This is a genomic window from Massilia sp. GCM10023247, from assembly GCF_042653325.1.
GTDB lineage: Bacteria > Pseudomonadota > Gammaproteobacteria > Burkholderiales > Burkholderiaceae_D > Telluria.
Genome location: NZ_JBHSIB010000007.1, coordinates 758,749 through 784,397 on the forward strand (window position 1 = coordinate 758,749; position 25,649 = coordinate 784,397).

A 25,649-nucleotide genomic window follows, 5' to 3' on the forward strand; every position below is an offset into this window, starting at 1 on the left:
TAAAGATAAAGTTTTGTTACCTTACATCACGCTGCTTACAGCGTACAACACTGCTGCGCTAACTGAAACTCCACGCCCCTTTTGACACGAAAGTCGTTTCAAAGGTTGCAATAGTTAGCGTTTTATTATAGCACGCACCCCTTCTTTTTCCAGCCGCACATAGCCCGCTTGTCGCCTTTGCAACGGGGGCCTAGCGCACCGCTGCCGAATCGGCCTCCTCGCGCGCCAAGAGCTGCTGCTGTGCGGTGATTTCACGATAGCGAGTACTCACCTGATCTGGGGTCAGACCTTTGGAAAACAACTGATCCAACTCTTGTTTCAAGCTGTTCATCTTGATTTGCCTCACAGCACTAGCCAGCCAAACACGGTCGGCATCGGGATCGGATTCCGGCTCCGACGCGATCTCGGCAATGATGCGGTCGTAATCGCTGCCCGCCTCTTTCAGCTGCTCCGACAGGGCCGCGAAGGTGCCGTATTCGCCCAGCGACTGCGCCATGCCGACCAGGTAGCGCAAGGCCTCGGCCGATTCCTGGCCGAAGAAGTCGAAGGCTTGCAGCGCGACGTCGTCGAGGTTCAGCGACAGCGCCGGATGGGCCACCAGCATGCGCACGATCTGCAATTCCAGTCCGACCGGCTCGGGCCGGCCCTGGCGCGGCGGCGCCTTGCGCGCCACCGCTACCGGCTTGGACAGCTCGAACAGGCTTTCGATCTCGGCCGGCGTCGTTTCCGTCAGGCTGGCCAGGCCGCGCACGATCTGCAGGCGCAGGCTCGACGGCGTCATCGATTGCAACAAGGGCTTGGCGTCGAACTGGGTGCGTGCGCGTCCTTCCGGCGTCGACAGGTCGTGTTCGCCCGTCACTTCGCGCAAGAGGAATTGCGACAACGGCATGGCGTCGCTGATTTCCTGGGCGAAGGCATCGGCGCCGAACTCGCGCACATAGCTGTCCGGGTCGTGCTTTTCGGGCAGGAACAGGAACTGGATGGTTTTATTGTCGCTGACCTGCGGCAGGCACGCTTCCAGGGCGCGGCGCGCGGCGCGGCGGCCGGCCTTGTCGCCGTCGAAACTGAAGATGACGTTGTCGGTCTGGCGCAGCAGCTTTTGCACGTGGGTACTGGTGCAGGCCGTACCCAGGGTCGCCACGGCCTGCGGGAAGCCGAGCTGGGCAAGCGCGACGACGTCCATATATCCCTCGGTGACGAGCACATAGCCGGCGTCGCGGATCGCCTGGCGCGCCTCGAACAAGCCATAAAGCTCGAGCCCCTTCTGGAACAGCGGAGTTTCGGGCGAGTTCAGGTATTTCGGTTCGCCGCCGTCGAGCACGCGTCCGCCGAAACCGATCACCTGTCCTTTCGTGTTGCGGATCGGGAACATGATCCGCTCGCGGAAGCGGTCATAGCGTTTTTTGTTGCTGCCGTCTTCGTCGACGCGGTCGATGACCAGGCCCGACTCGACCAGCGCCAGCGCCTCGTAGTCGGGGAAGACGGTGCGCAGGTTGTCCCAGCCGGACGGCGCATAGCCCATGCCGAAGCGGGCCGCGACTTCGCCGGTCAGGCCGCGGTTTTTCAGATAGGCGATGGCATTCGGGGCGCTTTTCAGCTGGGCGCGGTAGTAGTCGCAGGCCAGGCTGAGCGCTTCCGTCATCGACTGCGACTGGGCCTGCTGGGCGGCGCGCTGCTGGGGCGGGATCTTGTCGTCCTGGTCGGGCACGACCATGCCCACGCCCTGAGCCAGGTCCTTGACGGCCTCGACGAAACCCATGCCCGAGTATTCGATCAGGAAACCGATCGAGGTGCCATGGGCGCCACAGCCGAAGCAGTGATAGAACTGCTTGGTGGGGCTGACGGTGAAGCTGGGAGACTTTTCGCTATGGAAAGGACACAGCCCCATGTAATTGGCGCCGCCTTTTTTCAGCTGGACGTAGCGCCCGACCACATCGACGATGTCGACGCGGTTGAGCAAATCGGTAATGAATGATTGCGGGATCACGTGGCTTACACAGTGTTTGTCTAATGTCAGACTATACCGCAGCGCTCGCTGCAAGTTGATCTGCAACAAGCACGGGCCCGTCGGGCCCGTTTGTGCTCATTTATGCTCACTTATGTTACATCAGGCGCCGGTCAGCGCCTTCTTGACCAGCGTCGACACGACGGTCATGTCGGCACGTCCAGCCAGCTTCGGCTTGACGATCGCCATCACCTTGCCCATGTCCTGCGGGCCGGCGGCGCCGGATGCCGTCACGGCGGCAGCCACTTCGGCGGCGATTTCGTCGTCCGACAGGCCGGCCGGCATGTAGGCGACCAGCACTTCGAGCTCGGCCTTTTCGATTTCGGCCAGGTCGGCGCGGTTGCCGGCTTCGAACTGGGTGATCGAATCCTTGCGCTGCTTGATCATCTTTTCGACGATGGCGACAGTCTGCTGGTCGTTCACTTCGATCTGCTCGTCGACTTCCTTGCGCTTGATTTCGGCGAGGATCAGGCGGATGGTGTTGAGCTTGCCGGCTTCCTTGGCGCGCATCGCCGCTTTCATGTCGTTGGTGATTTGTTCTTTCAAGCTCATGGCATCTCCGGAAATGATGGTGCAAACAACAAAACCCGCCGGGGTTGCAACCAGGGCGGGCTCGGATGACTTCTAGCGGCCTATTGAGGACTGCGGGGACGAGCCGTGGGCTCCGTCACCGGCTCAGGGCCGACTGGACAGTCTTAGTACAGTTTCTTAGGCAGCTGTTGGCTGCGGATGCGCTTGTAGTGGCGCTTCACGGCAGCGGCCAGCTTGCGCTTGCGCTCTGCAGTTGGCTTTTCGTAGAACTCGCGAGCGCGCAGTTCCGTCAGCAGACCGGTTTTTTCGATAGTGCGCTTGAAGCGACGCATAGCGACTTCGAACGGCTCGTTTTCTTTAAGGCGGATAGTGGTCATGTAAAAATCAAACCGTTGGATTTAGGGAAGAACGAAATTCTAGCAGCTTTTGGCAAGCAGTGGAAGAGTTTACGGGCGTGTGATGAATTTGATACAGGGTATGCCTGGGTGAGTGGCGCTGCGGCTGGGCCGTTATGCGTGAGTCTCGTCCGCGTGGGCACAAGTGCCCACGCTACGCGAGCCGCAGCGGGCAATTTGTACTACACGCTCTGCCCTGCCACGTAGCCGGAGGCCCAGGCCCACTGGAAGTTGTAGCCGCCGAGCCAGCCGGTGACGTCGACGGCTTCGCCGATGAAGTACAGGCCCGGCACGTCCTTGGCCATCATGGTCTGCTGCGACAGCGCGCGCGTGTCGACGCCGCCGAGCGTGACTTCGGCCTTGCGGTAGCCTTCGGAGCCGGTCGGGACGATGGCCCAGCGGTTGATGGCGTCGCCGAGCTTGCGCAGTTTGGCGTCCGGCAGGTCGGCCAGGCGGGCGTCGAGTGCGAAGCCGTTGGCCAGCAACAGGCCTTCCGCCAGGCGCGCCGGCAGCCATTGCGACAACACGTTGCCGATCTGTTTCTTGACCGTCGTCTTGGAACCGATGAGTTCTTCGGCCACGTCGAGTTCCGGCAGCAGGTTGATCACGATCGGGGTGCCGGCCTGCCAGTAGCTGGAAATCTGCAGGATCGCCGGGCCCGACAGGCCGCGGTGCGTGAACAGCAGGTCTTCGCGGAACAGCCCCCGCTTCGCGTTCTTGCCCTTGCCGGAGCCGGTGGACACCTCGACTTCCAGCGCGATGCCGGCCAGCGGCGCGAACGGCGCCCAGCTCGGGCCGTCGAAGGTCAGCGGCACCAACCCAGGACGCGGCTCGACCAGCGGCAGGCCGAACTGGGTCGCCAGCCGGTAGCCGAGGTCGGTCGCCCCGATCTTCGGGATCGACAGGCCGCCGGTGGCGACCACGACGCTGGCGGCCGCGATGTCGCCGTGGTCGGTGGCCACGACAAAGCCCTCGCCTTCCCGTGCCACCGACAACACCTTGCACGGCATCCGCCAGTTGACCTCGCCCGCGTTGCACTCGGCCTTCAGCATGCCGATGATCTGCTCGCTCGAATCATTGCAGAACAGCTGGCCGCGGTGCTTCTCGTGGTAGCCGATGCGGTGCTTCTTGACCAGCGCCAGGAAATCCTGGGCCGTGTAGCGCGACAGCGCGCTCTTGCAGAAATGGGGGTTCTCGGACAGGAAGTTGGCCGGCCCGGCGTTGATATTCGTAAAATTGCACCGTCCGCCGCCGGAGATGCGGATCTTTTCGGCGAGCTTCTCGGCGTGGTCGATCAGGACCACGCGCTTGCCGCGCTGGCTGGCCACGGCCGCGCACATCATGCCGGCCGCGCCCGCGCCGATTACCGCTACATCGAATTGTTTTGCCATGCCTGCCACCGTGCTCCGCGTTACGCCAAACCGGCCATTGTAAACGCTCGGGGCCGTGCTGCGGGAGCGGGCCTGCAAATCGCCGCCCGCGAAACGACAGCCGTCAGCCGCCGGCGCTGCGCACTTCGAGGTCGCGGCCGTTGAGCACCGTGCCCTCCGGCCCGATCGTGATCGCCTGCGCCCCCGGGTCGAGCAGGCCGAGGCGCGCCAGTTGGCCTGGCGCGACGCGCAGCACATACTTCCCGGGGAAGATGCCGGTCATGACGTAATAACCGTCGGCGGCGCTGCTGATGGTGGCCACCACCTTGTGCGACGCATCGACCAGTTCGAGCTGCAGGTCGCCGACCGGGCGCCGGGCGCCCTTGCTCAGCAGCCAGGTGGTGCCGTCCACCTCGCCCGTCATGCCGACCGCGAAATCCACCTCGCTGACCTTGCCCGGGCGCGGCACGATGCGCACGCCCTTCGCTTGCGGCTGCCACTGCGGGTCTTCCAGGGTGTCGGGGTCGAGCCCGATGTCGGTATGGCGGCCGCCAGGCAGGCGTGGCAGCCAGGCCAGGCCGGCGGCATCGGTCCGCAAGCCATAGTTGGCGCCGTTGACGATGAAGCCGGCGCGCGGAACCGGCTCCTCGCCCTCGTCCAGCGCGCCGTTCTGGTTCTTGTCGAGGAAGACGCGGATCGATGCCGCGCCCAGGCTCGCCATTGGCTGGGCTTCCTGCAGGAAGCGCCTGCTGCGCGGTTCCAGCCCCATTGCCATGAACAGTTGCAGCCCGACACCGTAGTCGCGGCGATTCGAATAAAAAGCGTTCACACCCAGCCCGAAGCGGCCCAGGCTCTTGTTCAGCGCGCCGGTCGCGCGCAGTTCGCGCTGCTGGAACATGCGCGTGAGGCCCAGGTTCAGCTGGTAGCCGGCGCGCAAGGACCAGTCGGCCGCGATCGCCGCACTGGAGGCTTGGGCCTCGGGTGCCACCGTGTAGTGGAGCTGGCCCGTCAGGCCGACGCCTGCGACCCGGCGGCTGAGCTGCAAGCTGCCCTCGGCGCGCCTGGTCCCGTCCAGCGACCGCCAGCGTAGCGCATTGCTGACGGCAGTGCCGTTGCGGTAGGCCGACAGGCGCGCCTGGACTTCGCGCTGCTCGGCGCCGGTCGCCAGCACGTCGCGCCTGACCTGCAGCGACAGCGGGAAAAAGTTGGCGGCGCCGACGGCCAGCACGCCTTCGGCGCGCACCTCGTCGCGGGTGCGCACTGGGTTGCTTGTGGGCATGAACCACTCGCTGGTGAAACCGTCAAGGCGGGCGCGGCTGGCAGTCAGCGCCAGGCCGCCGATCCGGGTCTTGACGCCCAGCTGGGCCAGCCTGCCGCCGTCGTCGGCCTTGACTGCATCCGCGGTCAGGATGACGCTGTTCCAGTAACTGCGCAGGCCTAGGTTGGCGTAGTTGCGCGATGTGTCCGCCAGCGGCAGGCGCAGCCAGCCTGCGGTGGCGTTCAGGTGCGCGCCGATGCCCCACTCGAACTGGGCCAGGGCGCGCTGGCCCCCTGCCCGGTCGCGGTGGGCTGCAATGTCGTAGAACAGCGCGCCGCGCGGCACGGCCGACTGTTCCAGCAGGAAGGACTGGCGTTCGACGCGGGTCTGCCCGAGCGGCCCATGAAACACCAGCCGGAATTCGTTCGGGCCATAGGCCAGCGGTTGGTCCTCGAAGCTGTATTTGCCGTCCGGGTTCGATTGGCGCACACCGACCAGCGCCTCGTTGTAGTACAGCTCGACATCCCAGCCGGGCGCCAGGTCGCCCTGCAGCGTGTGCCGGTCGAAACTGGTCGGCTGGTCGAGCGGCCGGTTGCTGATGGCAAGGCCGTTACCGGTGGCACTGCTGCCCGCGATATTCGCCACGCCCGGCACCGGCACGCTGCCGAACAGCAGGCTGCGCGCATTGATCGGCCCGAGCAGGCCACCGTCCGGATCGTTGCGCCCGAGCGTCAGGCGCAGCCCGGCAGACGGATCGTGTCCGTCGCGGCTGGCGTACAGCGCCGCTTCCATGCCCAGCAAATCGGTGGTCACGTAGGCCGTCCAGGCGGCCTCGGCGATGCGCTCCTTGCCGCGCTGGCCGAACCCGAACCCGAGTGTCTGGTCGATGAAGGGCACATCCGCCAGGCGGTAGGGCGTGGCCAGGCGCGGATAACCGGGATCGACATAGCCGCCGGGCGTGCCCGGCAGCTTGCCGCGCTCGCGCCGGGTCAGGCGCGCCTGCAGCGGCAACTGTTCGCGCGGGCGCACCTTCAGCGCCAAGCTCGACAGATCGAGCTCGAAGTCGACCGGCAGCCAGCGCGCCAGCAGCCGGCTGGCCACGTAGATCTCGTCGCCCTCGAGCCTGAGCTGCGCCGGGTCGAGTTGTTCGCGGCGGCCGGCAATGTCGAGCGCGCGCTGCGCGACGTCGAGGCTGAAACTGCGCTGCTCGGACAGGATGTAGCCGCTGGCGCGCCCCTCCCCCGGCGCCACGCGGATGGCCAGCGTCAGCAGGCGCGCCAGCTCGCCCAGGGGCAGGTAGACGTCGCGTCCGATCTCGTAGGCCGTGACGGCTTCCGACAGCACCTGGTTGTCGAGGCGCACCTCGAGCAGGACCATGTTCGCTTCGCTTGGCGGCGCCGGCGTGGCCGCCACAGCCGCGCGGGCTGGCGGGAGCATGGCCGGCAGCCCGGCCAGCGCCGCCAGCACCAGGCCGGTACGGCATGGTGCGATCGATCGCAGACGCGCCCGCGCCACCGGATTGCCGCCTAGGAAACAGGCGCGATTCCAGGCGACCCGGACCGTGGGCCTGGCGTCCTCACGGCAGGTTCAGGCTGGCCTGGGCCAGCAGCTTGCCGCCGGCCTCCGGCCGGTCGCGGTAGCTGACCTCGAGCGTGCCGCCCGCCAGCGCAACACCGGCCGGCAGCACCAAAGGCAGCGTTGCCATGCGCACGCGGTTCGGCGTGTACACGGCGATGCCGCCTACCTGCGCCAGGCTGTGCGGCTTGCCGTTTTTCGGCGTGAACGTGACGCTGACGTCGCCATACACCGAAGCGCTGCCTGCGCGCTCGAACTGCAGTGCGAGCTGGGGCCGCTTCGCCTCGTCCTTGCCGAGCGCCAGCCCGGACAACCGGACCTCGGCATTGACGATCCCATGCCGCACGATAATCGGCACCGAGGCGCCCACCAGCGCATTCATCACCACGCCGATCTGGCTGCCGTTGCCGCCCTGGTGCTCGACGCTGGCCTGGCCCTCGACATCGGGCAGCTTGTCGAACTGCAGGTGCGATCGGTACTCGCCCTCGGCCAGCTCGGCGGGCTTGCGCAGCATCACGCGTACGGTCTGCGCCGTTCCGGGCTGCAAGGTGATCTGGCGCGGCGAATAGCGCAGCATGGCGTCGGCGAATCGTTCTCCTTCCTGCGCGGTCTCCGCCGCCTCGAACTTGCCGCCCTCGGTCATGCGCCGGTTCACCAGCGCGATGCGATAGCTGGCCGGTTTGCTGCCGTTGTTGATCAGCTCGATCTGGGCGGCGCGCGTGTTCTTGTCGAAGACGACGCGGGTCGGGTGCAGCATCAACTCGGCGCGCGCCGGCAGCAAGGGCGCCAGCAGCAGGCAAGCTAACAGCCAGCGGCAGGCGCGGAACGATGCGAACGAGGAGTGGAGCATGAGCATATGTTTCACTGCGTGTCCTTTCACTGCGCCACGTCTGTCGGCGGCGCAGGATTACTGGTAGTTGACGATCAAGGAAAAGCTGCCTGAATAATTGCCGGGCGCCTGGTTGGGCGCGACGCTGAGCGTCGCGCCGACCGACATCGAGGTACCGCCGTTCGGGATCGAGGTGAGCGAGGCCGGGGTGGCGACGAAGTTGTTGACTGCCATGCTGTTGGCGCCGCTGCTGAGGCGGGTAGCGCCATTGGGCGGCAGGGAAATGATGACGGCCTTGTTGGCGCCGCCATTACTGCTGCGGCCAGCGTTGAATGCGGCCTGGCCGGCGTTCGGGGAGTTGAGCAGCACCACGCCACCCGTGCGCGAACGCAGGCCGGCCGGACTCAGGGTGATCGTGCCGCCGGTGCCGGCCACGAAGCGGCCGAAGTCGAGGCCCCGCGTATTGCTCAGCACGATCTGCTGCTGCGCGAGTGCATGGCGCGCGCCGGCGCCGAGCAGCGCCAGGACCACGCTGCCCGCGAGCAGGATGAAACGGTAACGGCTTGCCGGCATGATCAGGAACGGGTTGCCCCGTCCCCCGGCCTCAGTTGTATTCGACCGTGGCGGTGACGGTGCCGCTGTAGGTGCCGGCCGCCTGGTTTGCAGCCACCTCCAGCACGCCGCCGACGAAGATGCTCTGGGCGCCGCCGGTCAGCGTACCCGCGGCAACGCTACCGGTGCTGGCGGCGCTGGCGGTCAAGGCGATCGCCGGGGTGAAGGTCATCGTGTTGCCACCCGACGAAAGCGGGGTCGCCACGACGTTGATCGAATAGGTCGCGTCGGCCAGGCCGGCGACGTCGAAGCGTGCCGCGCTGGTCGCGCCGGCCAGTCCCACCACGCCGCCGGTCACGCCGCGGGTGCCGTTCGTGCCGAGCGTGACCGTGCCCAGCGCGGCGCCCGGAGCGAAGCTGCCGAATACCAGGTCTACGGCCTTGGTCAACTGGATCGGAGAGACGACGGTGCCGGTCGAGCTGGCGACCTGCTCTGCAGCGATGGCGCTGCCGCCGCCGGCGAGGGCCATCGCCAGCACGGCGAGGCGGAAAACGTTCGAGGTAAAGCGCGAGTGCTTGTTCATTCTGGTCATCCTTCAGTTTGGGAGGACCGGCTTGTCAGGGCCGGATCAATCACGAGACCGAACGCGTTTGAACTCGGTTGTCAGTCAATCGAATTGCTTTGCGGTATCGTTTTTCCATAGTGAAAGAAAATGACCTGGCCGTTCTTGCCCTAGATCACAGCTTGAATAGTTGTCGTGCATAAACAACCGCACCGTGCGAACCAGCTTGATCCGCACGTCCTGCGCGATGGCAGCAGCGCACGGCTGCAGCGCGGTGGGACCTGAAGCGGCCTGATGTGACTGAAGCGGCCTCAGGCGCGCAGTGCACGCGCCGCCCGCACGCACGCGGCGACCTGCGCCGCGATCGGCGGCGGCACCAGGGCGGTGTCGTCCAGCGCACGCTTGATCCAGGCGGCAGTGGCTGCCGCGTCGCGCGCTTCCGGCGCGTCGGCGCGCAGGTCGGTCGGGGCATCGCGCTCGACCAGGACGGTGCGCGTGCCGCCGTGGAACCAGTCGATCTGCTGGGCGCGGTGCGGATTGGCGACGGTCTCCCCTTCGGTACCGCGCATCAGGAAGGCATCGCCGCGCGCCGGCGGTGCGGCGGTCGTGAAGTACTCGCCCAGGGTCTGCAGGTATTCCGGATGGGTGTAGGACACCAGCCGCAGCGCCGCGCCCTCGAAGGGCTGCAGGATTTTGACCAGGGTATGGGTCGAGTTGCGCACGCCGAGGATGCGCCGCAGCGACAGCATCCACGCCAGGCGCGGCGCCAGCGTCTCGATCGGCATGAAGGCCGGGCGGCCGCTGGCGAAGGCATCCATCATGTCGGCGCTGGTGGCGCAGGGCGCCAGGCCCATTTCGGCCAGGATCTCGGCCGTGGTCACGCGGCCCGGGTCGGCCTGCACGCCATGCACCAGGGTCGGCACGCCCTCGCGCGCCAGCAGCAAGGCCAGCAGCGGCGTCAGGTTGGCGAGTTTGCGGGCGCCGTTGTAGCTGGGGATGAGCACCGGCGCGCAGTCTCCTGGCGGGCTCGGCAGGGGCGCGAACGCGGATTCGGCGGCCAGCATGAAGCCGGCCAGCTCCTCGGCCGATTCGCCCTTGATGCGCATGGCCAGCAGGATGGCGCCGAGTTCGAGATCGGACACGCGGCCGTCGAGGATGGCGCCGTACAGCGCGGCCGCGTCCTCGCGCGACATGCTGCGCGCGCCCTTGACGCCGCGGCCGATCTCCTTGATGAAGGCGGCCGCCGGGAAGGGTGCCGGACGGGTGCCGGATGGGGTATCGGATCGGGTATCGGTATGCATGGCGCTAGCTTACACCGACATGGCCGGCGGACGCCGCCGGCGCGATCCGCGGCGGGCAGTTTGTGCCGGACTGCTGCAAAGCAGCAAAAATGGCGCTACACTCGTCGATCCGACCAGCACAACAGACCGCACCATGCAGATCACCCCCGATATCGAAAATACCAACGTCACCTCGTTCGGGCACATGCCGACGCCAGTCGAGCTGCACGCCCGGCTGCCGCTTTCCGAGCGCGCCTTCAGCACCGTCATGGCCGGGCGCGCCGCCCTGCGCGACATCCTCGACCGCAAGGACAAGCGCCTCTTCGTGGTCGTCGGCCCCTGCTCGATCCACGACCCGGACGCCGGCCTCGATTACGCGCGCCGCCTCAAAGCGCTGCAGGAAGAAGTGGGCGAGACGATGCTGCTGGTGATGCGCGTCTATTTCGAGAAGCCGCGCACCACGACCGGCTGGAAGGGGTATATCAACGACCCGTTCATGGACGACTCGTTCCAGGTCGACATCGGCATGCAGCGCGCGCGCCGCTTCCTGCTCGACGTCTGCGAGCTGGGCCTGCCGACCGCCACCGAGGCGCTCGACCCGATCTCGCCGCAGTACCTGGGCGACCTGATCGCCTGGACCGCCATTGGCGCCAGGACCACCGAATCGCAGACCCACCGCGAGATGTCCTCGGGCCTGTCGACGCCGGTCGGCTTCAAGAACGGCACCGACGGCGACGTCGGCATCGCCATCAACGCGGTGCTGTCCTCGGCCAATCCGCATGCTTTCCTCGGCATTAACGAACAGGGCGCGGCGTCGATCGTGCGCACCCGCGGCAACGCCTACGGCCACGTGGTGCTGCGCGGCGGCGGCGACCGCCCGAACTACGATTCGGTCTCGGTCACCATCGCCGAGCAGGCCCTGAAAAAAGCCGGGCTGCCGGCCAACCTGGTGGTCGACTGCTCGCACGCGAACAGCTACAAGAAGCCGGAACTGCAGCCGCTGGTGATGTCGGACGTGATCCAGCAGATCAAGCACGGCAACCAGTCGCTGGTGGGCGTGATGATCGAATCGAACATCGTGGCCGGCAGCCAGCCGATCCCGAGCGACCTGACGCAGCTGAAGTACGGCTGCTCGGTGACCGACGGCTGCATCGGCTGGGAGGATACGGTGGCAATGCTGCGCAGTGCGCACCAGGAGCTGCTGCAGCGGCCGTGACGGCGTAAGCGGTGGATCCACGGCGCCGCGGCCGGCGGCGCCATCCGTCCTGCTTTACAATAGCCCCTTCCGCTTCCCCTTCCGGCATTTCCCATGATTGTTCTCGGCGTCGAATCCTCCTGCGATGAAACCGGCCTGGCTCTGTACGATACCGAGCGCGGCCTGCTGTCCCATGCCCTGCATTCGCAGGTCGCCATGCACGAGGAGTACGGCGGCGTGGTGCCGGAACTGGCCTCGCGCGACCATATCCGGCGCGCCCTGCCCCTGCTCCAGCAAACCCTGGACCAGGCCGGGATCGCCGCCTCCAGCATCGACGCCATCGCCTACACCCAGGGTCCGGGCCTGGCCGGGGCGCTGCTGGTCGGCTCCTCGGTTGCCTGCAGCCTGGCGCTCGCGCTCGACAAGCCCGTGCTCGGCGTGCACCACCTCGAGGGCCACCTGCTGTCGCCGCTGCTCGCCAGCGAGCGCCCGGCCTTCCCCTTCATCGCGCTGCTGGTCTCGGGCGGACACACCCAGCTGATGCGGGTCGACGGCGTCGGCCGTTACACCCTGCTCGGCGAAACCCTGGACGACGCGGCCGGCGAAGCCTTCGACAAATCGGCCAAGCTGCTCGGCCTGGGCTATCCGGGCGGGCCGGCGATCTCGCGCCTGGCCGAATTCGGCGACCCGAACGCGTACACCCTGCCGCGCCCGATGCTGCATTCGAAGGACTTCAATTTCAGCTTCTCGGGCCTGAAGACGGCCGTGCTCACCGTGGTCAAGAACCACGAGGAGAAGGTGGTGGCCAACATCTGCGAACAGGACAAGGCGAACATCGCGCGCGGCTTCGTCGATGCGATCGTCGACGTACTCACCGCGAAATGCGTCAGCGCGCTGCGCCACACGGGCCTCAAGCGCCTGGTGATCGCCGGCGGCGTCGGCGCCAACACGCAGCTGCGCGCCGCGCTCAATGCCGCGGCCGAGAAACGCAAGTTCCGCGTGTTTTATCCGGAACTCGAGTTCTGCACCGATAACGGCGCGATGATCGCCTTTGCCGGCGCCCTGCGCCTGGAGAAGAATCCGGCGCTCGCGACGCGCGATTACGCCTTCAATGTGCGGCCGCGCTGGCCCCTCGACGAGCTCGAAGCCGCCTGAAAAACGGCCTGCGGAGGGTGAACTTGCAACGTTGACATCGATCCTACCGTGTGACCGCACCGCGCCAAACGATGGCAATATCGGGCGGTTCAGTTTTCGGAGGCCTACATGCGCGTTGTTAGTTGGAACATTCACTGGGGCTGTGGAAAGGACGGGCGCATCCGTATCCACGCAATCATCGACGTGCTTCGCAAGCTCAACCCGGACGTCATCTGCCTGCAGGAAGTGGCGGCGAACCACCCGGAGCTCGAAGGCAGCGCCAGCGCCAACCAGTTCAAGCAGCTGGCGGGCGCCTTTGGCGGTTACCACGCGATCGAGCACGCTCCTAGCGAAATCTACCGCAGCAACGTTCCCCGCCTGTTCGGCAACCTGGTCCTTTCCAAGTACCGCATCACCCAGGCGCATCGCCACCTGCTGCCCTGGCCGCCTGACCCCGGCCGCGCGCCGGGCATGCCGCGCGGCGCGATCGAAGTCGTGCTCGATGCGCCGGGCGCCAAGCTGCGCCTGGTCACCACCCACCTCGAATACCACTCGCCGCTGCAGCGCATGGCGCAGGTACACCGGCTGCGCGAACTGCACGCCGAGGCCTGCGCGCGCGCGGCCAGCTTCGCGGCGCACCCCGAGATGGATGCGCCTTACCAGCTCGGCCTGCGCCCTGCGTCCGCCATCTACTGCGGCGACTTCAACATGGCGCCCGGCGCCGACGACTACGCCGCACTGCTGGCTCCCAGCGCCGACGGCGTGCCGCGCCTGGTCGACGCCTGGGCCAGTTGCCATCCGGGCCAGGGCCACGCGCCGACCACCGGCCTGCACGGCTATCCGTGGCCCGACAAGCCGGACTGCTACGATTATTTTTTCGTGACCGAAGACCTGGCGCCGCGCCTGGCGGCGGTGGAAGTGCAGTCGGAGACGGCGGCGTCGGATCACCAGCCGGTGGTGCTGGAGCTCACCCCGGGCGGCGGCTGAGGCGTAGGGTGGGCGGCTCCACCCGGGCGTTCGATCATCCGATACGCTCGCGCCGCCCACGCGTTCAACCGGCTTGAGAAATACCGCGACGTATCACAGGGTCGTTGAACGCGTGGGCAAGGAACTTGCCCACCCTACGACAATCACGCCAGCGGCGCGTCGGCCTGCGCCGCAATCTCGCGCAGCGCGCGCTCGAACACTTCCGGCGGCTGCCCGCCCGAGATCAGGTGGCGCTGGTTGATGACGATGGCCGGCACCGAACGGATGCCGGCGCGCTGGAAGAACAGCTCCGTCTCGCGCACTTCGTCGGCGAATTCTCCGCTGTCGAGGATGCGCTGCGCCTCGGTCGTGTCCAGCCCGACCTGGCCGGCCACGCGCACCAGCAGCTCGCGCGAGCTCGGGTCTTCGCAATGAGTGAAATAGGCTTCGAACAGAGCCAGTTTCAGTGCGTGCTGGCGGCCCTGCGACTCGGCCCAGTGCAGCAGGCGGTGGGCGTCGAAGGTGTTGTAGATGCGGCCGCGGCGGGCCATGTCGAAAGTGAAGCCGACCGCTTCGCCGCGCTGGCGGATCATCTCGCGCGACTGGATCTGCTGCTCGAGCGTCGAGCCGTATTTTTCCGTGATGTGCTCGACGATGTCCTGCCCTTCCGGTCCCATGTCGGGGTTCAGTTCGAAGGGCTGGAAGTGCAGCTCGGCGACCACCTCGGGGGCGACCCGTTCGAGCGCCTGCTCCAGTGACTTGAGGCCGATCGCGCACCACGGGCACGACACGTCCGACACGAAATCAATCCTCAATTGCTTGCTCACACGACACCGCCTTCCTGATAGGGATGCCGGCGCAGGGTGCGCCGGCTTGGGCGGTATGTGGGGATGGTTGGAAGAGAATCAACGGGCGGCGCTACCGCGCGGCTATTCATGGGCCGGTTGAACGCGTGGGCGGCGCCAATGCCGCGTCAACGCCTGCCGCCGGGTGGAGCCGTCATTGAGGCCACTGGCCTCAATGACCCCTACTTCTTCTTGGCGCCGGCCGCCTTGCTGCCGATGCGCGATTCCTTGCCGGCGATGAGGTTGCCGATATTGCTGCTGTGGCGGAACAGCAGGAGCGAGCTCATGGCCACGACGGCGAACAGGATCTCGTTCACGCCGAACAGCAGGCCGTAGTAGAACGGCGCGAAGATCGCGGCAATCAGCGCCGCCAGCGAGGAATAGCGGAAGGCGTAGGCGACCACCAGCCAGGTGACGAGGGTCGCCAGGCCCAGCCAGACGTTCAGGCCGAGCAGCACGCCGAGGGCGGTGGCCACGCCCTTGCCGCCGACGAAACGGAAGAACACCGGCCACAGGTGCCCGAGGAAGACGGCGATCGCGACCAGCGCCACGCCGGCGTCATCGATGCCGTATTGCGGGCCGAAGGTGACCGCCAGCCACACCGCCAGCCAGCCCTTGGCGCCGTCGCCGACGAGGGTGGCGATGGCGGCCTTCTTGCTGCCGCTGCGCAGCACATTGGTCGCGCCCGGGTTCTTCGAGCCGTAGGTGCGCGGGTCGGACAGGCCGAACACGCGGCTCATCACGACGGCAAAGGAAATCGAGCCGATCAGGTAGGCGGCGACGGTGAAAAGCAGTGTATTCATATGGTGTCTCGAATGGGACCCTTTGGCGGGCTCGTGAATATACACCAGCGCGCCGGGCAAAGGTAGTCAGTCGGCCAGGGCGCATTGCACCGGTTTGGCGCCGAGCACGTCGACCAGCACGCCTGGTGCGATGCCGACCAGGTAGCCGCGCCGGCCGCCGTTGATGTAGATCTTGCCGATCGCGAGGATCGACTTCTCGACATACACCGGCATCGCCTTGCGCGTGCCGAAGGGCGAGGTGCCGCCCACCAGGTAGCCCGAATGGCGCTGGGCCACCTCCGGCTTGCACGGCTCGACCTTCTTGCAGCCGATCTGGCGCGCCAGTTCCTTGGTCGATACCTTGCAGTCGCCGTGCATCAACACGATCAGGGGCCTGGCCGCTTCGTCCTGCATCACCAGCGTCTTGACCACCTCGTGTTCGGGCACCCCGAGTGCGCGCGAGGAAACGGCTGTGCCGCCATGTTCTTCATAGGGATAGGGATGCTCCGAAAAAGCCACCCCTTCCTTGCGCAGGAACCCGGTGGCGGGTGTCTCGGACACGTGCTCTTTCTTGGCCATGCGTGATACGCTAAACACTGGAATAAAGGGTTTCTATTATGCAGCAAGAAATACGCTTTGCCACCTTTAACGCGTGCAACCTGGCCCCGCCCGGCGTGAAGCTGTACGACAACCTGCTGCCCACCACCGAGGCCGAATACGAGGCCAAGCTGAACTGGACCGCGCACCAGCTCGACCTGCTCGACGCCGACGTGATCGGCTTCCAGGAGATCTTCTCGCAGGCAACGTTAAAGGAAGTACTGGCCCGGTCGCAACGCTACCGTCATGCCTTCCACCTCGGCTTCGACCCGGACCCGGCGGCCATGCGCCTGACGCCGAGCGTGGCCCTGGTATCGCGCCTGCCCCTGAGCGGCCCGGCCGAGCCCATGCTCGACTTCCCGCGTGGAATCGAACTGCCTGCGGGCAGCCGCGATGCTGCCCGCTTCACCCGGGCGCCGCTGCACGCCGTCGTGACCGTCTCGCCCGACGTCCTGGTCGATGTCGTGGTCGTGCATTTAAAATCGCGCCGGCCCGACTACCGCACCGGCGACACCGGAGAAGACCCGGCCCTGTATGCGCTGGCCTGTCTGCGCTCGCTGATCCGGCGCGGCACCGAAGCGGCCGCGCTGCGCGTGCTGCTGACCGAAATGGGCCGCGCCAACCGCCGCCCGCGGGTGGTGCTGGGCGACTTCAACGACGTCGCCGATTCGGTCACCACCAGCATCGTGCTCGGGGCCGGCACGCCGCTGGGCGACCGCCTGTACGACGCCAGCCAGGTGCAGCGCCGGGTCGACCATGCGCGCCACCTCGGCTTTTCCAGCGTGCACGAGGGCCATTATTCGACCATTGACCATATCCTGGTGTCCGAAGAATTCAACGGCGCGCTGCCGAACGCGATCGGCGAAGTCGTCGACGTGCTCTACCTGAACGACCACCTCGATCTGGAGCTGCCGGAAGCGTCGGACCATGGGCAGGTGCTGGCGCGAATCCGGCTGTATGACGAGGGGCATGGGTTGATGGAGGCGGGGCTGTAAAGCGGCGTTGGTCGCTTTGGGGCGGTTCTAATCGATTGGGCGGTGCTTTGGCGCCCAAGCGGTGGAGTCGGGAGCGGTTCGCCGTCCGCTCCACCCTATGTACCGGGGTCCCTCGGGGTATAAAACCCCTGGTATTCGTCGCAGCCGTGCTGGCGCAGGTAGTGCAACTGCGCTTCCGTCTCGACGCCCTCGGCGATGACGCGCAGTTTCAAGCTGCGGGCCAGGGCGATGATGGCCGGGATCATCGCCGCGCCCTCCGGTGCGCTGACGATGTCCTCGACGAAGCTGCGGTCGATCTTGAGTTTCGACAGCGGAAAGCGGCGCAGGCTCGACAGGTTCGATAAGCCGGTGCCGAAGTCGTCGATGGTCAGTTGCACGCCGCGCTGGCGCAGCTGGTTGACGGTGGCGAGCGTGGCGGCGTTGCCGCCCATGATGGTTTGTTCGGTGATCTCCAGGTCGAGGAACTCGGGCGCCAGGTTCGAGGCTTGCAGGGCCGCATCGACATAGCCGAGCAGATTGTCGTGCAGGAACTGGACGTTCGACAGGTTGACGGCGACCACGACCGGAAAACCGGCGTCGCGCCAGCGCCTTGCCTGCTGGCAGGCCTCGCGCAGCACCCACTCGCCGATGGGCACGATCAGGCCGGATTCCTCGGCAGCCGCGATGAACGCTTCCGGCAGCAGCCGGCCGCGCTCGGGGTCGCGCCAGCGCAGCAGCGCCTCGAAGCCCACCGTGCGTCCGCTCCTGAGGTCGATTTCGGGCTGGTAGTCGAGTTCGAACTCGCCGCGCTCGAGCGCACGGCGCAGCCGCTCTTCCATCTCGATGCGCTCCTGCACCCGCTCGTTCATCTGCGGGCTGAAGAAGCGGAAGGCGTTGCGCCCGCTGTCCTTGGCGTGGTACATCGCCACGTCGGCATGGCGCAGCAGGGTTTTCGCGTCGTCCCCGTCGGCCGGGCAGACGGCCACGCCGATCGACACCGACAGGCTCGCCTGCTGGCCGCCGGCGTCGATCGGCCGCGCCGCCGCCTGCAGGATGGTGCCGGCCACATGGGCCACATGGTCGTCCTGGTCGACCGTGCCGATGTCGGCCAGCAGCACGACGAACTCGTCGCCGCCGAGACGGCTGACGGTGTCGACCCGGCGCACGCAGTGCCGCAGCCGGTTGGCCACCTCCTGCAGCACGGCGTCGCCCGCTTCGTGGCCGAGGCCGTCGTTGACCTCCTTGAAATGGTCGAGGTCGATGAACATGATGGCGAACTGCCGGCCCTGGCGCGTGTAGGCGGCCAGCGCCTGCCCGAGCCGGTCCATGAACAGTATGCGGTTCGGCAACCCGGTCAGCGCGTCGTGCTCGGCCTGGTGGCGCGCCTGCTCGACGGCGCGGCGGCGCTCGCTGATGTCGGACAGCATGATCATATAGCCGGTCGTGGCGCCGTCCTCGGACATGGCCGACAAGGCCGCGCGCAGCACGATGGCACTGCCGTCGCGCCGCACGCACGGGAGTTCGCCCTCCCAGTGGCGGTGGAGCTCGAGATGCGCGCGCAGGCGATTGCAAAAATCGATGTCCTGCACCCCCAGCCGCAGGCTCGGCAGCAAGGCGCCGATGACTTCGGCGGCCGGGTAACCGGTCAGCTCGGTGTAGGCGCGGTTGGCGGCCAGCACGCGGTGCTCGCGGTCGACCAGCAGGATGGCATCGCGTGCATGCTCGAACACCTGGCTGGCCCGGCGCAGCGCGGTTTCCAGTTCCTTGCGCGCCGTGAGGTCTATTTCCATACAAAACACCTGATGGGCTTCGCTATAGGCTACGCCATAGGCTTCGCCATAGGCTGCGCCATCGGCGCCACCCTCGCCCGGTACTGGGAAATGGCTCGAATACAACCAGAGGCGGCGTCCGTCGCGCAGCTCGACATGCCACTCGCGTGCCGGGACCGGTTCGCCCGTCTGCCAGACGCCGGCGAGGACCTGGTCGAACTCGCGCTCCCTGCCGAGGTGCCGGACGAGGCTGGCAAACGGCTGGCCGATGGCCTCCTCGGCGGGAATGCCGAACAGCGCGGCACAGGCCTTGTTCCAGAAGCGGACGATGCCATGGCGGTCCTGGCTGTGCACCGCCACCGCAGGGCTGAGCGCGATGGCGGCAGCAACATGGTACTGCCAGTCGAGTGTCCCGCACGCAGGGCCGCCGGGCGAGGCGGACGAGGACGGCTCGGACAATTGGCTGCTCACAAGAAATCCTTTTCTCCAACGGAACAATGCTGCGCAATGCGCCCATAGCCCTTCATTCTTGATGCCGCCGGGCTCACCGGGTTTGCGCGTACGCAAAGTTATGAACCATGCATAACTAGTATAGGCCGTGCTCGCGTTCCGTCCGTCTTTTCTGCATTCCAGCGTGCGCAAACGCCTGCTTATCGCATTCCGATGGCGTCCAGGCTTGTCAATTTCTATAGTCCCCACCATGCGCACGGAGCTCCGACTCACAGGAAGACGGAGCACGCGCGCCCCGCTTGCAGTCCCGGCACCCTTTCTCGTGCACTTAACAATACAAACAACGGCCGCCATGAAAATCGAAACCCTGCCCCTCGCTTCCGCGTCCCCCCTGTCCACCCGGCGCCGCTGGCGCAAACCGGTCATCGCGCTGGTGCTGGCGGCCCTCGCCGGCGGCGGCTGGTACGCATGGCAGGGCAAGCAGGCGGCGCCGCCGCCGGCCGCCGCCGGCAAGGCCGACAAGCCGACCGTGTTCGAGCTGGCGCAGAACGATGTCGTCACGGTGGAGGCGCGCGAACTGGCGCTGCGCCTGCCGCTGTCGGGCTCGCTCGCGCCGCTGGCCCAGGCCACCGTCAAATCGAAGGTCTCGGGCGTGGTGCTGGAGACCTCGGTGCGCGAAGGCATGAGCGTCAGCGCCGGCCAGGTGATCGCGCGCCTGGACGACGCCGACGCGCGCGCCCGGGTCGCCCAGCAGACGGCCATGCTCAAGGAAGCCAACGCGCGCCTGGCCCTGGCCACCAAGAACGAGGCCAACAGCCAGGCCCTGCTCAAGCAGAACTACATTTCGCAGAGTTCCTTCGACACCACCCGCAACAGCGTCGAGCTGGCGCAGGCGGCGGTCGATGCGGCGCGCGCCCAGCTCGACCTCGCGCGCATCGCGCTGAACGACACGCTGATCCGCGCGCCCCTGTCCGGCGTGGTCAGCAAGCGCTTCGTGCAGGCCGGCGAAAAGCTCTCGCCGGACAGCCCGGTGATGGCGATCGTCGACCTGCAGCACCTGACGCTCGACGCCCAGGTGCCGGCGTCCGACATCCCGCGCGTGCAGGTCGGCCAGGACGTGCGCTTCAAGGTCGACGGTTTCGACGCGCGCGAATTTTCCGGCAAGGTGGCGCGCATCAACCCGGCCGCGGAACCGGGCTCGCGCTCGATGCTGGTGTATATCAGCGTCGCCAACAGCGACCAGCTCCTGCGCGCCGGCATGTTCGCCAAGGGCGAGATCACCACGGAGAAGTCGGGCGCGCGCCCGATCGTGCCGCTGGCGGCGCTGCGCAAGGATGGCGCGCGCGACGTGGTCTACCGCGTCGACGGCGGCAAGGTGGTGGCGCAGCCGGTCCAGCTGGGCATGCGCAACGAGGACGAGGGCCTGGCCGAAGTGACCGGCGGCGTCGAAGCCGGCGCCGTGCTGCTGGCCGTGCCGCTCGAGGGCGTCAAGCCGGGCAGCCAGGTGAAGCTGGCGAAAGCGGCCCAGGCGCCGGTCGTCCTTGCCAAGAAAGGCTGATGCCATGTGGATCACCAAAGTCAGCATCCGCCACCCCGTCTTTGCGACCATGGTCATGGTCGGCCTGATGGTGCTTGGCCTGTTCTCCTACCGCTCGCTGGGCGTGGAAAGCATGCCGAACGTCGAGATTCCCTTCGCCTGGGTCGAGACCCAGTATCCGGGCGCCTCGCCCGAGCAGGTCGAGAACGACGTCACGCGGCCGATGGAAGAAGCCATCAATACCGTCAGCGGCATCAAGAACATCCGCAGCAATTCCTGGGAAGGCCGTAGCGGCGTCTCGATCGAATTCCACATCGCCACCAACATGGACAAGGCGATGCAGGACCTGCGCGACAAGGTGGCGCGGGTGCGCCCGCGCTTCCCGAAAGAGGTCAAGGAACCGTTCGTGATCCGCGCCGACGGCGAGAACCAGCAGCCGATCGTGCGGCTGTCCGTCACCTCGACCCAGCGCGACATGCGCGCGCTCTCGACCCTGGCCGAACAGGTCATCGTCAAGCGCCTGCAGAGCGTGGCCGGCGTCGGCGAAGTGCGCACCGGCGGCGTGGCGCGGCGCCAGATCCTGGTGCACGTGAAACCCGAGCAGCTGCGCAGCCAGCGGATCGGCATCGACGAGGTGCTGCGCGCGATCCAGGCGACCAATACCAACCTCCCGGCCGGCAACCTGCAGTACGGCGCGGCCGAGCGCCTGGTGCGGGTCGAGGGCAAGATGCGCGAGGCGCGCGAGTTCAACAACATCATCGTGGCGCGCCGCGCCAGCGGCCCGGTCTACCTGTCGCAGGTGGCCGACGTGGTCGACGGCGAGCGCGAGGAAACCTCGATCTCGCGCGTCAACGGCGTGCGCGCCATTTCGCTCGACATCACCAAGGTGCAGGACGCGAACACGGTGCAGGTCGGCACCGGCATCATCAAGATGGTCGATGAGCTGCGCAAGACCATGCCGGCCGACGTCCAGTTCCGCGTGATGGACGACCAGTCGACCACGGTCCAGCACCAGCTCGACAACGTCAAGCGCACCATCATCGAGGGCGCGATTCTCACCATGGTGATCGTGTTCCTGTTCCTGCATTCGTGGCGCAGCACGGTGATTACCGGCCTGACCCTGCCGATCTCGGTGCTTGCTTCCTTCATCGCGATGCGCTACTTCGGCTTCACGCTGAACTTCCTGACCCTGATGGCGCTCTCGCTGTGCATTGGCCTCCTGATCGACGACGCGATCGTGGTGCGCGAAAACATCGTGCGCCACCTCGGCATGGGCAAGAGCCACCTGCGCGCGGCCGAGGAAGGCACCAACGAGATCGGCCTGGCCGTGATGGCGACCACGTTTGCGATCGTCGCCGTGTTCGTGCCGATCGCCTTCATGGACGGCATCATCGGCCGCTTCTTCCTGCAGTTCGGCGTGACGGTCGCCGTGGCCGTGATGGTGTCGCTGTTTGTCAGCTTCACGCTCGACCCGATGCTGTCGTCGGTGTGGCCGGACCCGGTCAAGGACCGTTTCAAATACCTGCCGTGGCTGGGCCGCCTGATGGCGAAGATCGAGGTCGGCATCGAGCATGTGCACGTCTGGTACGGCCGCGTGCTGGCGCTGGCGCTGCGCTGGAGGAAGGCGACCCTGGCGCTGGCGCTGGGCATTTTCGTGGGCAGCCTGTTCCTGATCCCGATGATCGGCGGCGAGTTCGCCCCGAAAACCGACAACGGCTTCATCGAGATGCGTTTCAAGACCCCGGTCGGCTCGAGCCTGGCTTATACCGACGGCAAGGTCCAGCAAGTGGAACAGGCGCTGCGCGAGTTCAAGGAAATCGACGCTATCAGCAGCGCGATCGGCGTCTACGAAGGCCACAACAGCGCCCAGGTGGTGCTGAAACTGACCGACGTGAAAAAGACCGGGCGCCGCTCGCAGGAAGAGATGGAGTCGGTGATCCGCGAACGCCTGTCCTCGATCGCCGGCATCACGATGTCGGTCGGGAACAAGCCGATCTTCATCGCCATCCTCGGACGCGACGAAGCGAAACTCGACGCCGCCGCGCACAAGCTGATGGACAAGATGCGCGCCATCAAGGGCGTGGCCGACATCGAATACAGCCAGGAAGGCGCGAACCCGGCCACCGTCATCAAGATCAACAACGAGCTGGCCAGCGACCTGGGCCTGTCGGTGGCGCAGGTCGGCGCGGCACTGCGTCCTTTTGTGGGCGGCGACCAGATCAGCCAGTGGCTGGCACCGGACGGCCAGAACTACGAAGTCAACGTGCAGCTGCCGCGTAGCGGGCGCCAGAAGGTGGCCGACCTGGCCGACCTGTCGCTGGCGTCCAGCCGCCTGGACGCGGCCGGCAATCCGATCATGGTACCGCTGCGCCAGGTGGTCGAGTTCGTGCCTTCCTACAGCCCGCAGGTACTGAAACGCCAGGCCCTGGAGCGCCGCGTGGCGATCTACGCCGGCGTCGAAGGCCGGCCGACGGGCGACGTCAACGGCGACATCAAGAAGGCGATGGACAGCATCGAACTGCCGGAAGGGGTGCGCTTCGACGTCGGCGGCGATGCCCAGCAGATGGCCGAGACGATGGCCAACTTCGGCTCGGCGATCGTGATTGCGATCATCTTCATCTACCTGGTGCTCGCTTCGCAGTTCGGCAGCTTCCTGCAGCCGATCGCGATCATGATGTCGCTGCCGATGTCGCTCATCGGCGTGCTGCTGGCGCTGCTGGCCACCGGCAGCACCCTGAACGTGTTCTCGGTGATCGGCGTCGTGATGCTGATGGGCCTGGTGACGAAGAACGCGATCCTGCTGGTCGACTTCGCCAACCACGGCCAGCGCGAGGGCAAGGCGCAGTTCGCGGCGATCCTGGAAGCGGGCCAGGTGCGCCTGCGCCCGATCCTGATGACGACGCTGGCGATGATCTTCGGCATGCTGCCGATGGCGATCGGCGCCGGCGACGGCGGCGAGACCCAGGCCCCGATGGGCCGCGCCGTGATCGGCGGCGTGATCACCTCGACGCTGCTGACCCTGGTGGTGGTGCCGGTGGCCTACAGCTACCTCGACAATCTCGGCAAGCGCGCCCGCCGCTGGTTCGCGAAGGGACACGAGCATGTTGCCGATGCCGCGCCGGCGATCGCGAAGGAAAGCGCATAGGACGTAGGGTGGACGGCTCCACCCAGGCGCTGGTCAGCCAGGGCCTACACGCCGTCCACGCGTTCAAGCTGCGCTTGAAACCCCGTGTCGGCGCGTGCGGAGCTGAACGCGTGCACCGGCCGCGTGGATGCACAATACCGGGCGGAGCCGACCACCCTACCCCTAGGATTGCGCCTGCGTCTCCTGCGTCTCCTGCGTATCGGTATCGGCCCCGGCTTCCGCCGCCTCGCCGCCCTCTGCCGGTTCCCCCCCTGCCCCCCCCGGATTATTCTTCGCTTCCGCCTTGCGCCGGGCCTTTTCTTCCGCCTTGCGCTTCTTTTCCAGTTCCCGCTGCCGCTTCTCGTAACTGAAGTTGGTTTTGGCCATGATTACCTCTTCTGCGCTGTCTGATAGGAGTGTTGCGGGAGCTATTATGACCTAGTTAAGCTTTCAAAATTTGAATTAACCCCGTGGATGATGCGCCGCGTGCAGGTGCTTCAGGCGCTCGCGCGCAACATGCGTATAAATCTGTGTGGTGGAAATGTCGGAGTGTCCCAGGAGCAGTTGCACCACGCGCAGGTCGGCGCCATGGTTCAACAGGTGGGTGGCGAACGCGTGGCGCAGGGTGTGCGGCGACAGCGGCGCGTCGATGCCTGCCTTGCGCGCGTGCTTCTTGATGAGCACCCAGAACATCTGGCGCGTCATCGGTCCGCCGCGGCTGGTGACGAACAGCGCATCGTCGACCTGTCCGCCCAGGATGATGCCGCGCGCATCTTTCAGGTAACGCTCGAGCCAATTCCTCGCCTCGGCCCCGAAGGGCACGAGGCGCGTTTTCGCGCCCTTGCCGGTAATCCTCAGCACGCCGTCGTTCAGGCTCAGCTCGACAATTTTGAGGGCCACCAGTTCCGACACGCGCAAGCCGCTCGCATACATCAGTTCGAGCATGGTGCGCTCGCGCAAGCCGAGCGGCGTCGAGACGTCGGGCGCCGCCAGCAGCGCCTCGACCTGCGCTTCGCTGAGCGTGTGCACGAAGCGCGTCGGCTGGCGCGCAGTCGCCATCCTCAGGCAAGGATCTTCGGAGACGGCGTTGCGGCGCAGCGCCAGCGCATAGAAACGTTTCAACACCGACAGCCGCCGGTTGGCCGTGCTCGGTTTGGTGTCGGTATGGCGCGCGGCGAAATAGCTGGCCAGGTCTTCCGGCGCCGCGCCCAGCAGGCCGCGCCCGGGGCGCTGCGTTTCCAGCCAACCCGCGAACAGGCGCATGTCGCGCCGGTAGGCGTCGAGCGAGTTCTTTGCCAGTCCCTGCTCCAGCCACAGGGTGTCGCAGAACTCGTCGATCAGTCCCAGATCGCCTGTTGCTGCCATGGCGATGCGGTGGCGCCTTCGTGGCGCAGCAACCAGCGTTTCACGGACAGGTGAAAGCCGTTTTCGTCGTCGTTGTTCGAGAAACCGCCGAGGCCGCCGGCAGCGGTCACGCGGTGGCAGGGAATGACCAGCGGGAACCAGTTGGCACCGCAAGCCTGGCCGACGGCGCGCGGCGCCGAGCCGATGTCCTTGGCGATCCGGCCATAGGTGAGCACGGTGCCGCGCGGGATCGCGCCGATGGCCTCCCACACGCGCCTCTGGAATGCGCTGCCGGTCTCGCACAGCGGCAGGTCGAAGCGGAAATCGGGATCGAGCAGGTAGTGCCCGACCTGGCGCGCAGCCAGTTCGGCGGTGGCGTTTTCGGGCGCTTTTTCCTCGAAACGGGGCTGGAGATAGACCATCTCACGCACCCGCTCGCCTTCGGTGCGGATGCCGATCGCGCCGAACGGGGCCGCCACGATGGCGGAAAACAGCTCGCTGCCTTGTTGTGTCGTCATGGGTGCAGTTTACTCCGGGCGCGGGCCGTGCATCAAACTTTTTCGCTGGGGCAATCG

General features: G+C 66.6%; 22 protein-coding genes. 6 read left to right on the forward strand and 16 right to left on the reverse strand.

Annotated features, from left to right (window positions below; genetic code table 11):
- Positions 1-190: 190 nt before the first annotated feature.
- The 9 genes from dnaG to ybiB all read right to left on the reverse strand — a co-directional run bounded on the left by dnaG (position 191) and on the right by ybiB (position 10,378).
- Positions 191-1,987 (reverse strand): DNA primase, encoded by a 1,797-nt coding sequence (gene dnaG, locus ACFPAH_RS06985; RefSeq protein WP_379742655.1) that lies wholly within the window; start codon positions 1,985-1,987, stop codon positions 191-193.
- A gap of 120 nt (positions 1,988-2,107) precedes the next feature.
- On the reverse strand, positions 2,108-2,557 hold the full coding sequence (locus tag ACFPAH_RS06990) for a GatB/YqeY domain-containing protein (RefSeq protein ID WP_379742658.1): 450 nt from the start codon (positions 2,555-2,557) through the stop codon (positions 2,108-2,110).
- Between the two features lie 143 nt (positions 2,558-2,700).
- The gene (gene rpsU / locus ACFPAH_RS06995) at positions 2,701-2,913 is read right to left on the reverse strand and encodes a 30S ribosomal protein S21 (RefSeq protein ID WP_005665410.1); all 213 of its coding nucleotides are present in this window, start codon (positions 2,911-2,913) and stop codon (positions 2,701-2,703) included.
- A 200-nt stretch (positions 2,914-3,113) separates the two neighbouring features.
- Positions 3,114-4,322: an NAD(P)/FAD-dependent oxidoreductase gene (locus ACFPAH_RS07000; protein WP_379742661.1), complete on the reverse strand. Its 1,209-nt coding sequence runs from the start codon at positions 4,320-4,322 to the stop codon at positions 3,114-3,116.
- Positions 4,323-4,425: 103 nt separating this feature from the next.
- Positions 4,426-7,074, reverse strand: coding sequence for a hypothetical protein (locus ACFPAH_RS07005; protein ID WP_379742664.1), 2,649 nt, complete (start codon positions 7,072-7,074; stop codon positions 4,426-4,428).
- 61 nt (positions 7,075-7,135) lie between these two features.
- Entirely contained in the window at positions 7,136-7,990 is an 855-nt protein-coding gene (locus tag ACFPAH_RS07010; RefSeq protein ID WP_379743019.1) for a fimbria/pilus periplasmic chaperone, read from the reverse strand.
- Between the two features lie 51 nt (positions 7,991-8,041).
- The gene (locus tag ACFPAH_RS07015; protein ID WP_379742667.1) at positions 8,042-8,536 is read right to left on the reverse strand and encodes a DUF4402 domain-containing protein; all 495 of its coding nucleotides are present in this window, start codon (positions 8,534-8,536) and stop codon (positions 8,042-8,044) included.
- 31 nt (positions 8,537-8,567) lie between these two features.
- Positions 8,568-9,098: a DUF4402 domain-containing protein gene (locus tag ACFPAH_RS07020; protein WP_379742670.1), complete on the reverse strand. Its 531-nt coding sequence runs from the start codon at positions 9,096-9,098 to the stop codon at positions 8,568-8,570.
- A gap of 290 nt (positions 9,099-9,388) precedes the next feature.
- Complete coding sequence (gene ybiB / locus ACFPAH_RS07025) at positions 9,389-10,378, reverse strand: DNA-binding protein YbiB (protein WP_379742673.1); 990 nt, start codon at positions 10,376-10,378, stop codon at positions 9,389-9,391.
- A 133-nt stretch (positions 10,379-10,511) separates the two neighbouring features.
- On the opposite strand from ybiB, the gene ACFPAH_RS07030 reads away from it, so the two are divergent.
- From ACFPAH_RS07030 to ACFPAH_RS07040, 3 genes are all read left to right on the forward strand, one after another.
- Complete coding sequence (locus tag ACFPAH_RS07030; protein WP_379742676.1) at positions 10,512-11,573, forward strand: 3-deoxy-7-phosphoheptulonate synthase; 1,062 nt, start codon at positions 10,512-10,514, stop codon at positions 11,571-11,573.
- 93 nt (positions 11,574-11,666) lie between these two features.
- Positions 11,667-12,707, forward strand: a complete 1,041-nt coding sequence (gene tsaD, locus ACFPAH_RS07035) for a tRNA (adenosine(37)-N6)-threonylcarbamoyltransferase complex transferase subunit TsaD (protein WP_379742679.1) — start codon at positions 11,667-11,669, stop codon at positions 12,705-12,707.
- 108 nt (positions 12,708-12,815) lie between these two features.
- Positions 12,816-13,673: an endonuclease/exonuclease/phosphatase family protein gene (locus ACFPAH_RS07040; protein WP_379742683.1), complete on the forward strand. Its 858-nt coding sequence runs from the start codon at positions 12,816-12,818 to the stop codon at positions 13,671-13,673.
- 143 nt (positions 13,674-13,816) lie between these two features.
- Here ACFPAH_RS07040 and ACFPAH_RS07045 read toward each other — a convergent pair whose 3' ends face one another.
- From ACFPAH_RS07045 to ACFPAH_RS07055, 3 genes are all read right to left on the reverse strand, one after another.
- A complete protein-coding gene (locus ACFPAH_RS07045; RefSeq protein WP_379742687.1) occupies positions 13,817-14,479 on the reverse strand; it encodes a DsbA family oxidoreductase in 663 nt (220 codons plus the stop codon).
- Positions 14,480-14,679: 200 nt separating this feature from the next.
- The gene (gene plsY, locus ACFPAH_RS07050) at positions 14,680-15,300 is read right to left on the reverse strand and encodes a glycerol-3-phosphate 1-O-acyltransferase PlsY (RefSeq protein ID WP_379742690.1); all 621 of its coding nucleotides are present in this window, start codon (positions 15,298-15,300) and stop codon (positions 14,680-14,682) included.
- Between the two features lie 66 nt (positions 15,301-15,366).
- Positions 15,367-15,858: an aminoacyl-tRNA deacylase gene (locus ACFPAH_RS07055; RefSeq protein WP_379742693.1), complete on the reverse strand. Its 492-nt coding sequence runs from the start codon at positions 15,856-15,858 to the stop codon at positions 15,367-15,369.
- 38 nt (positions 15,859-15,896) lie between these two features.
- Between ACFPAH_RS07055 and ACFPAH_RS07060 the strand changes: the two genes are divergently transcribed.
- Positions 15,897-16,871, forward strand: a complete 975-nt coding sequence (locus ACFPAH_RS07060) for an endonuclease/exonuclease/phosphatase family protein (RefSeq protein ID WP_379742696.1) — start codon at positions 15,897-15,899, stop codon at positions 16,869-16,871.
- A gap of 95 nt (positions 16,872-16,966) precedes the next feature.
- Here ACFPAH_RS07060 and ACFPAH_RS07065 read toward each other — a convergent pair whose 3' ends face one another.
- Positions 16,967-19,090, reverse strand: coding sequence for a putative bifunctional diguanylate cyclase/phosphodiesterase (locus ACFPAH_RS07065; protein WP_379742700.1), 2,124 nt, complete (start codon positions 19,088-19,090; stop codon positions 16,967-16,969).
- A gap of 331 nt (positions 19,091-19,421) precedes the next feature.
- On the opposite strand from ACFPAH_RS07065, the gene ACFPAH_RS07070 reads away from it, so the two are divergent.
- Positions 19,422-20,627 (forward strand): efflux RND transporter periplasmic adaptor subunit, encoded by a 1,206-nt coding sequence (locus ACFPAH_RS07070; RefSeq protein WP_379742703.1) that lies wholly within the window; start codon positions 19,422-19,424, stop codon positions 20,625-20,627.
- A 4-nt stretch (positions 20,628-20,631) separates the two neighbouring features.
- A complete protein-coding gene (locus tag ACFPAH_RS07075; RefSeq protein ID WP_379742706.1) occupies positions 20,632-23,751 on the forward strand; it encodes an efflux RND transporter permease subunit in 3,120 nt (1,039 codons plus the stop codon).
- A gap of 162 nt (positions 23,752-23,913) precedes the next feature.
- On the opposite strand, the gene ACFPAH_RS07080 is transcribed toward ACFPAH_RS07075, so the two are convergent.
- The 3 genes from ACFPAH_RS07080 to ACFPAH_RS07090 form a co-directional block, all read right to left on the reverse strand.
- Positions 23,914-24,117: a hypothetical protein gene (locus ACFPAH_RS07080; RefSeq protein ID WP_379742709.1), complete on the reverse strand. Its 204-nt coding sequence runs from the start codon at positions 24,115-24,117 to the stop codon at positions 23,914-23,916.
- Positions 24,118-24,192: 75 nt separating this feature from the next.
- Positions 24,193-25,095, reverse strand: a complete 903-nt coding sequence (gene xerD, locus ACFPAH_RS07085; protein WP_379742712.1) for a site-specific tyrosine recombinase XerD — start codon at positions 25,093-25,095, stop codon at positions 24,193-24,195.
- The gene (locus ACFPAH_RS07090; RefSeq protein ID WP_379742716.1) at positions 25,068-25,592 is read right to left on the reverse strand and encodes a methylated-DNA--[protein]-cysteine S-methyltransferase; all 525 of its coding nucleotides are present in this window, start codon (positions 25,590-25,592) and stop codon (positions 25,068-25,070) included. The genes xerD and ACFPAH_RS07090 overlap by 28 nt, the downstream gene beginning before the upstream one ends.
- Between the last annotated feature and the right edge of the window lie 57 nt (positions 25,593-25,649).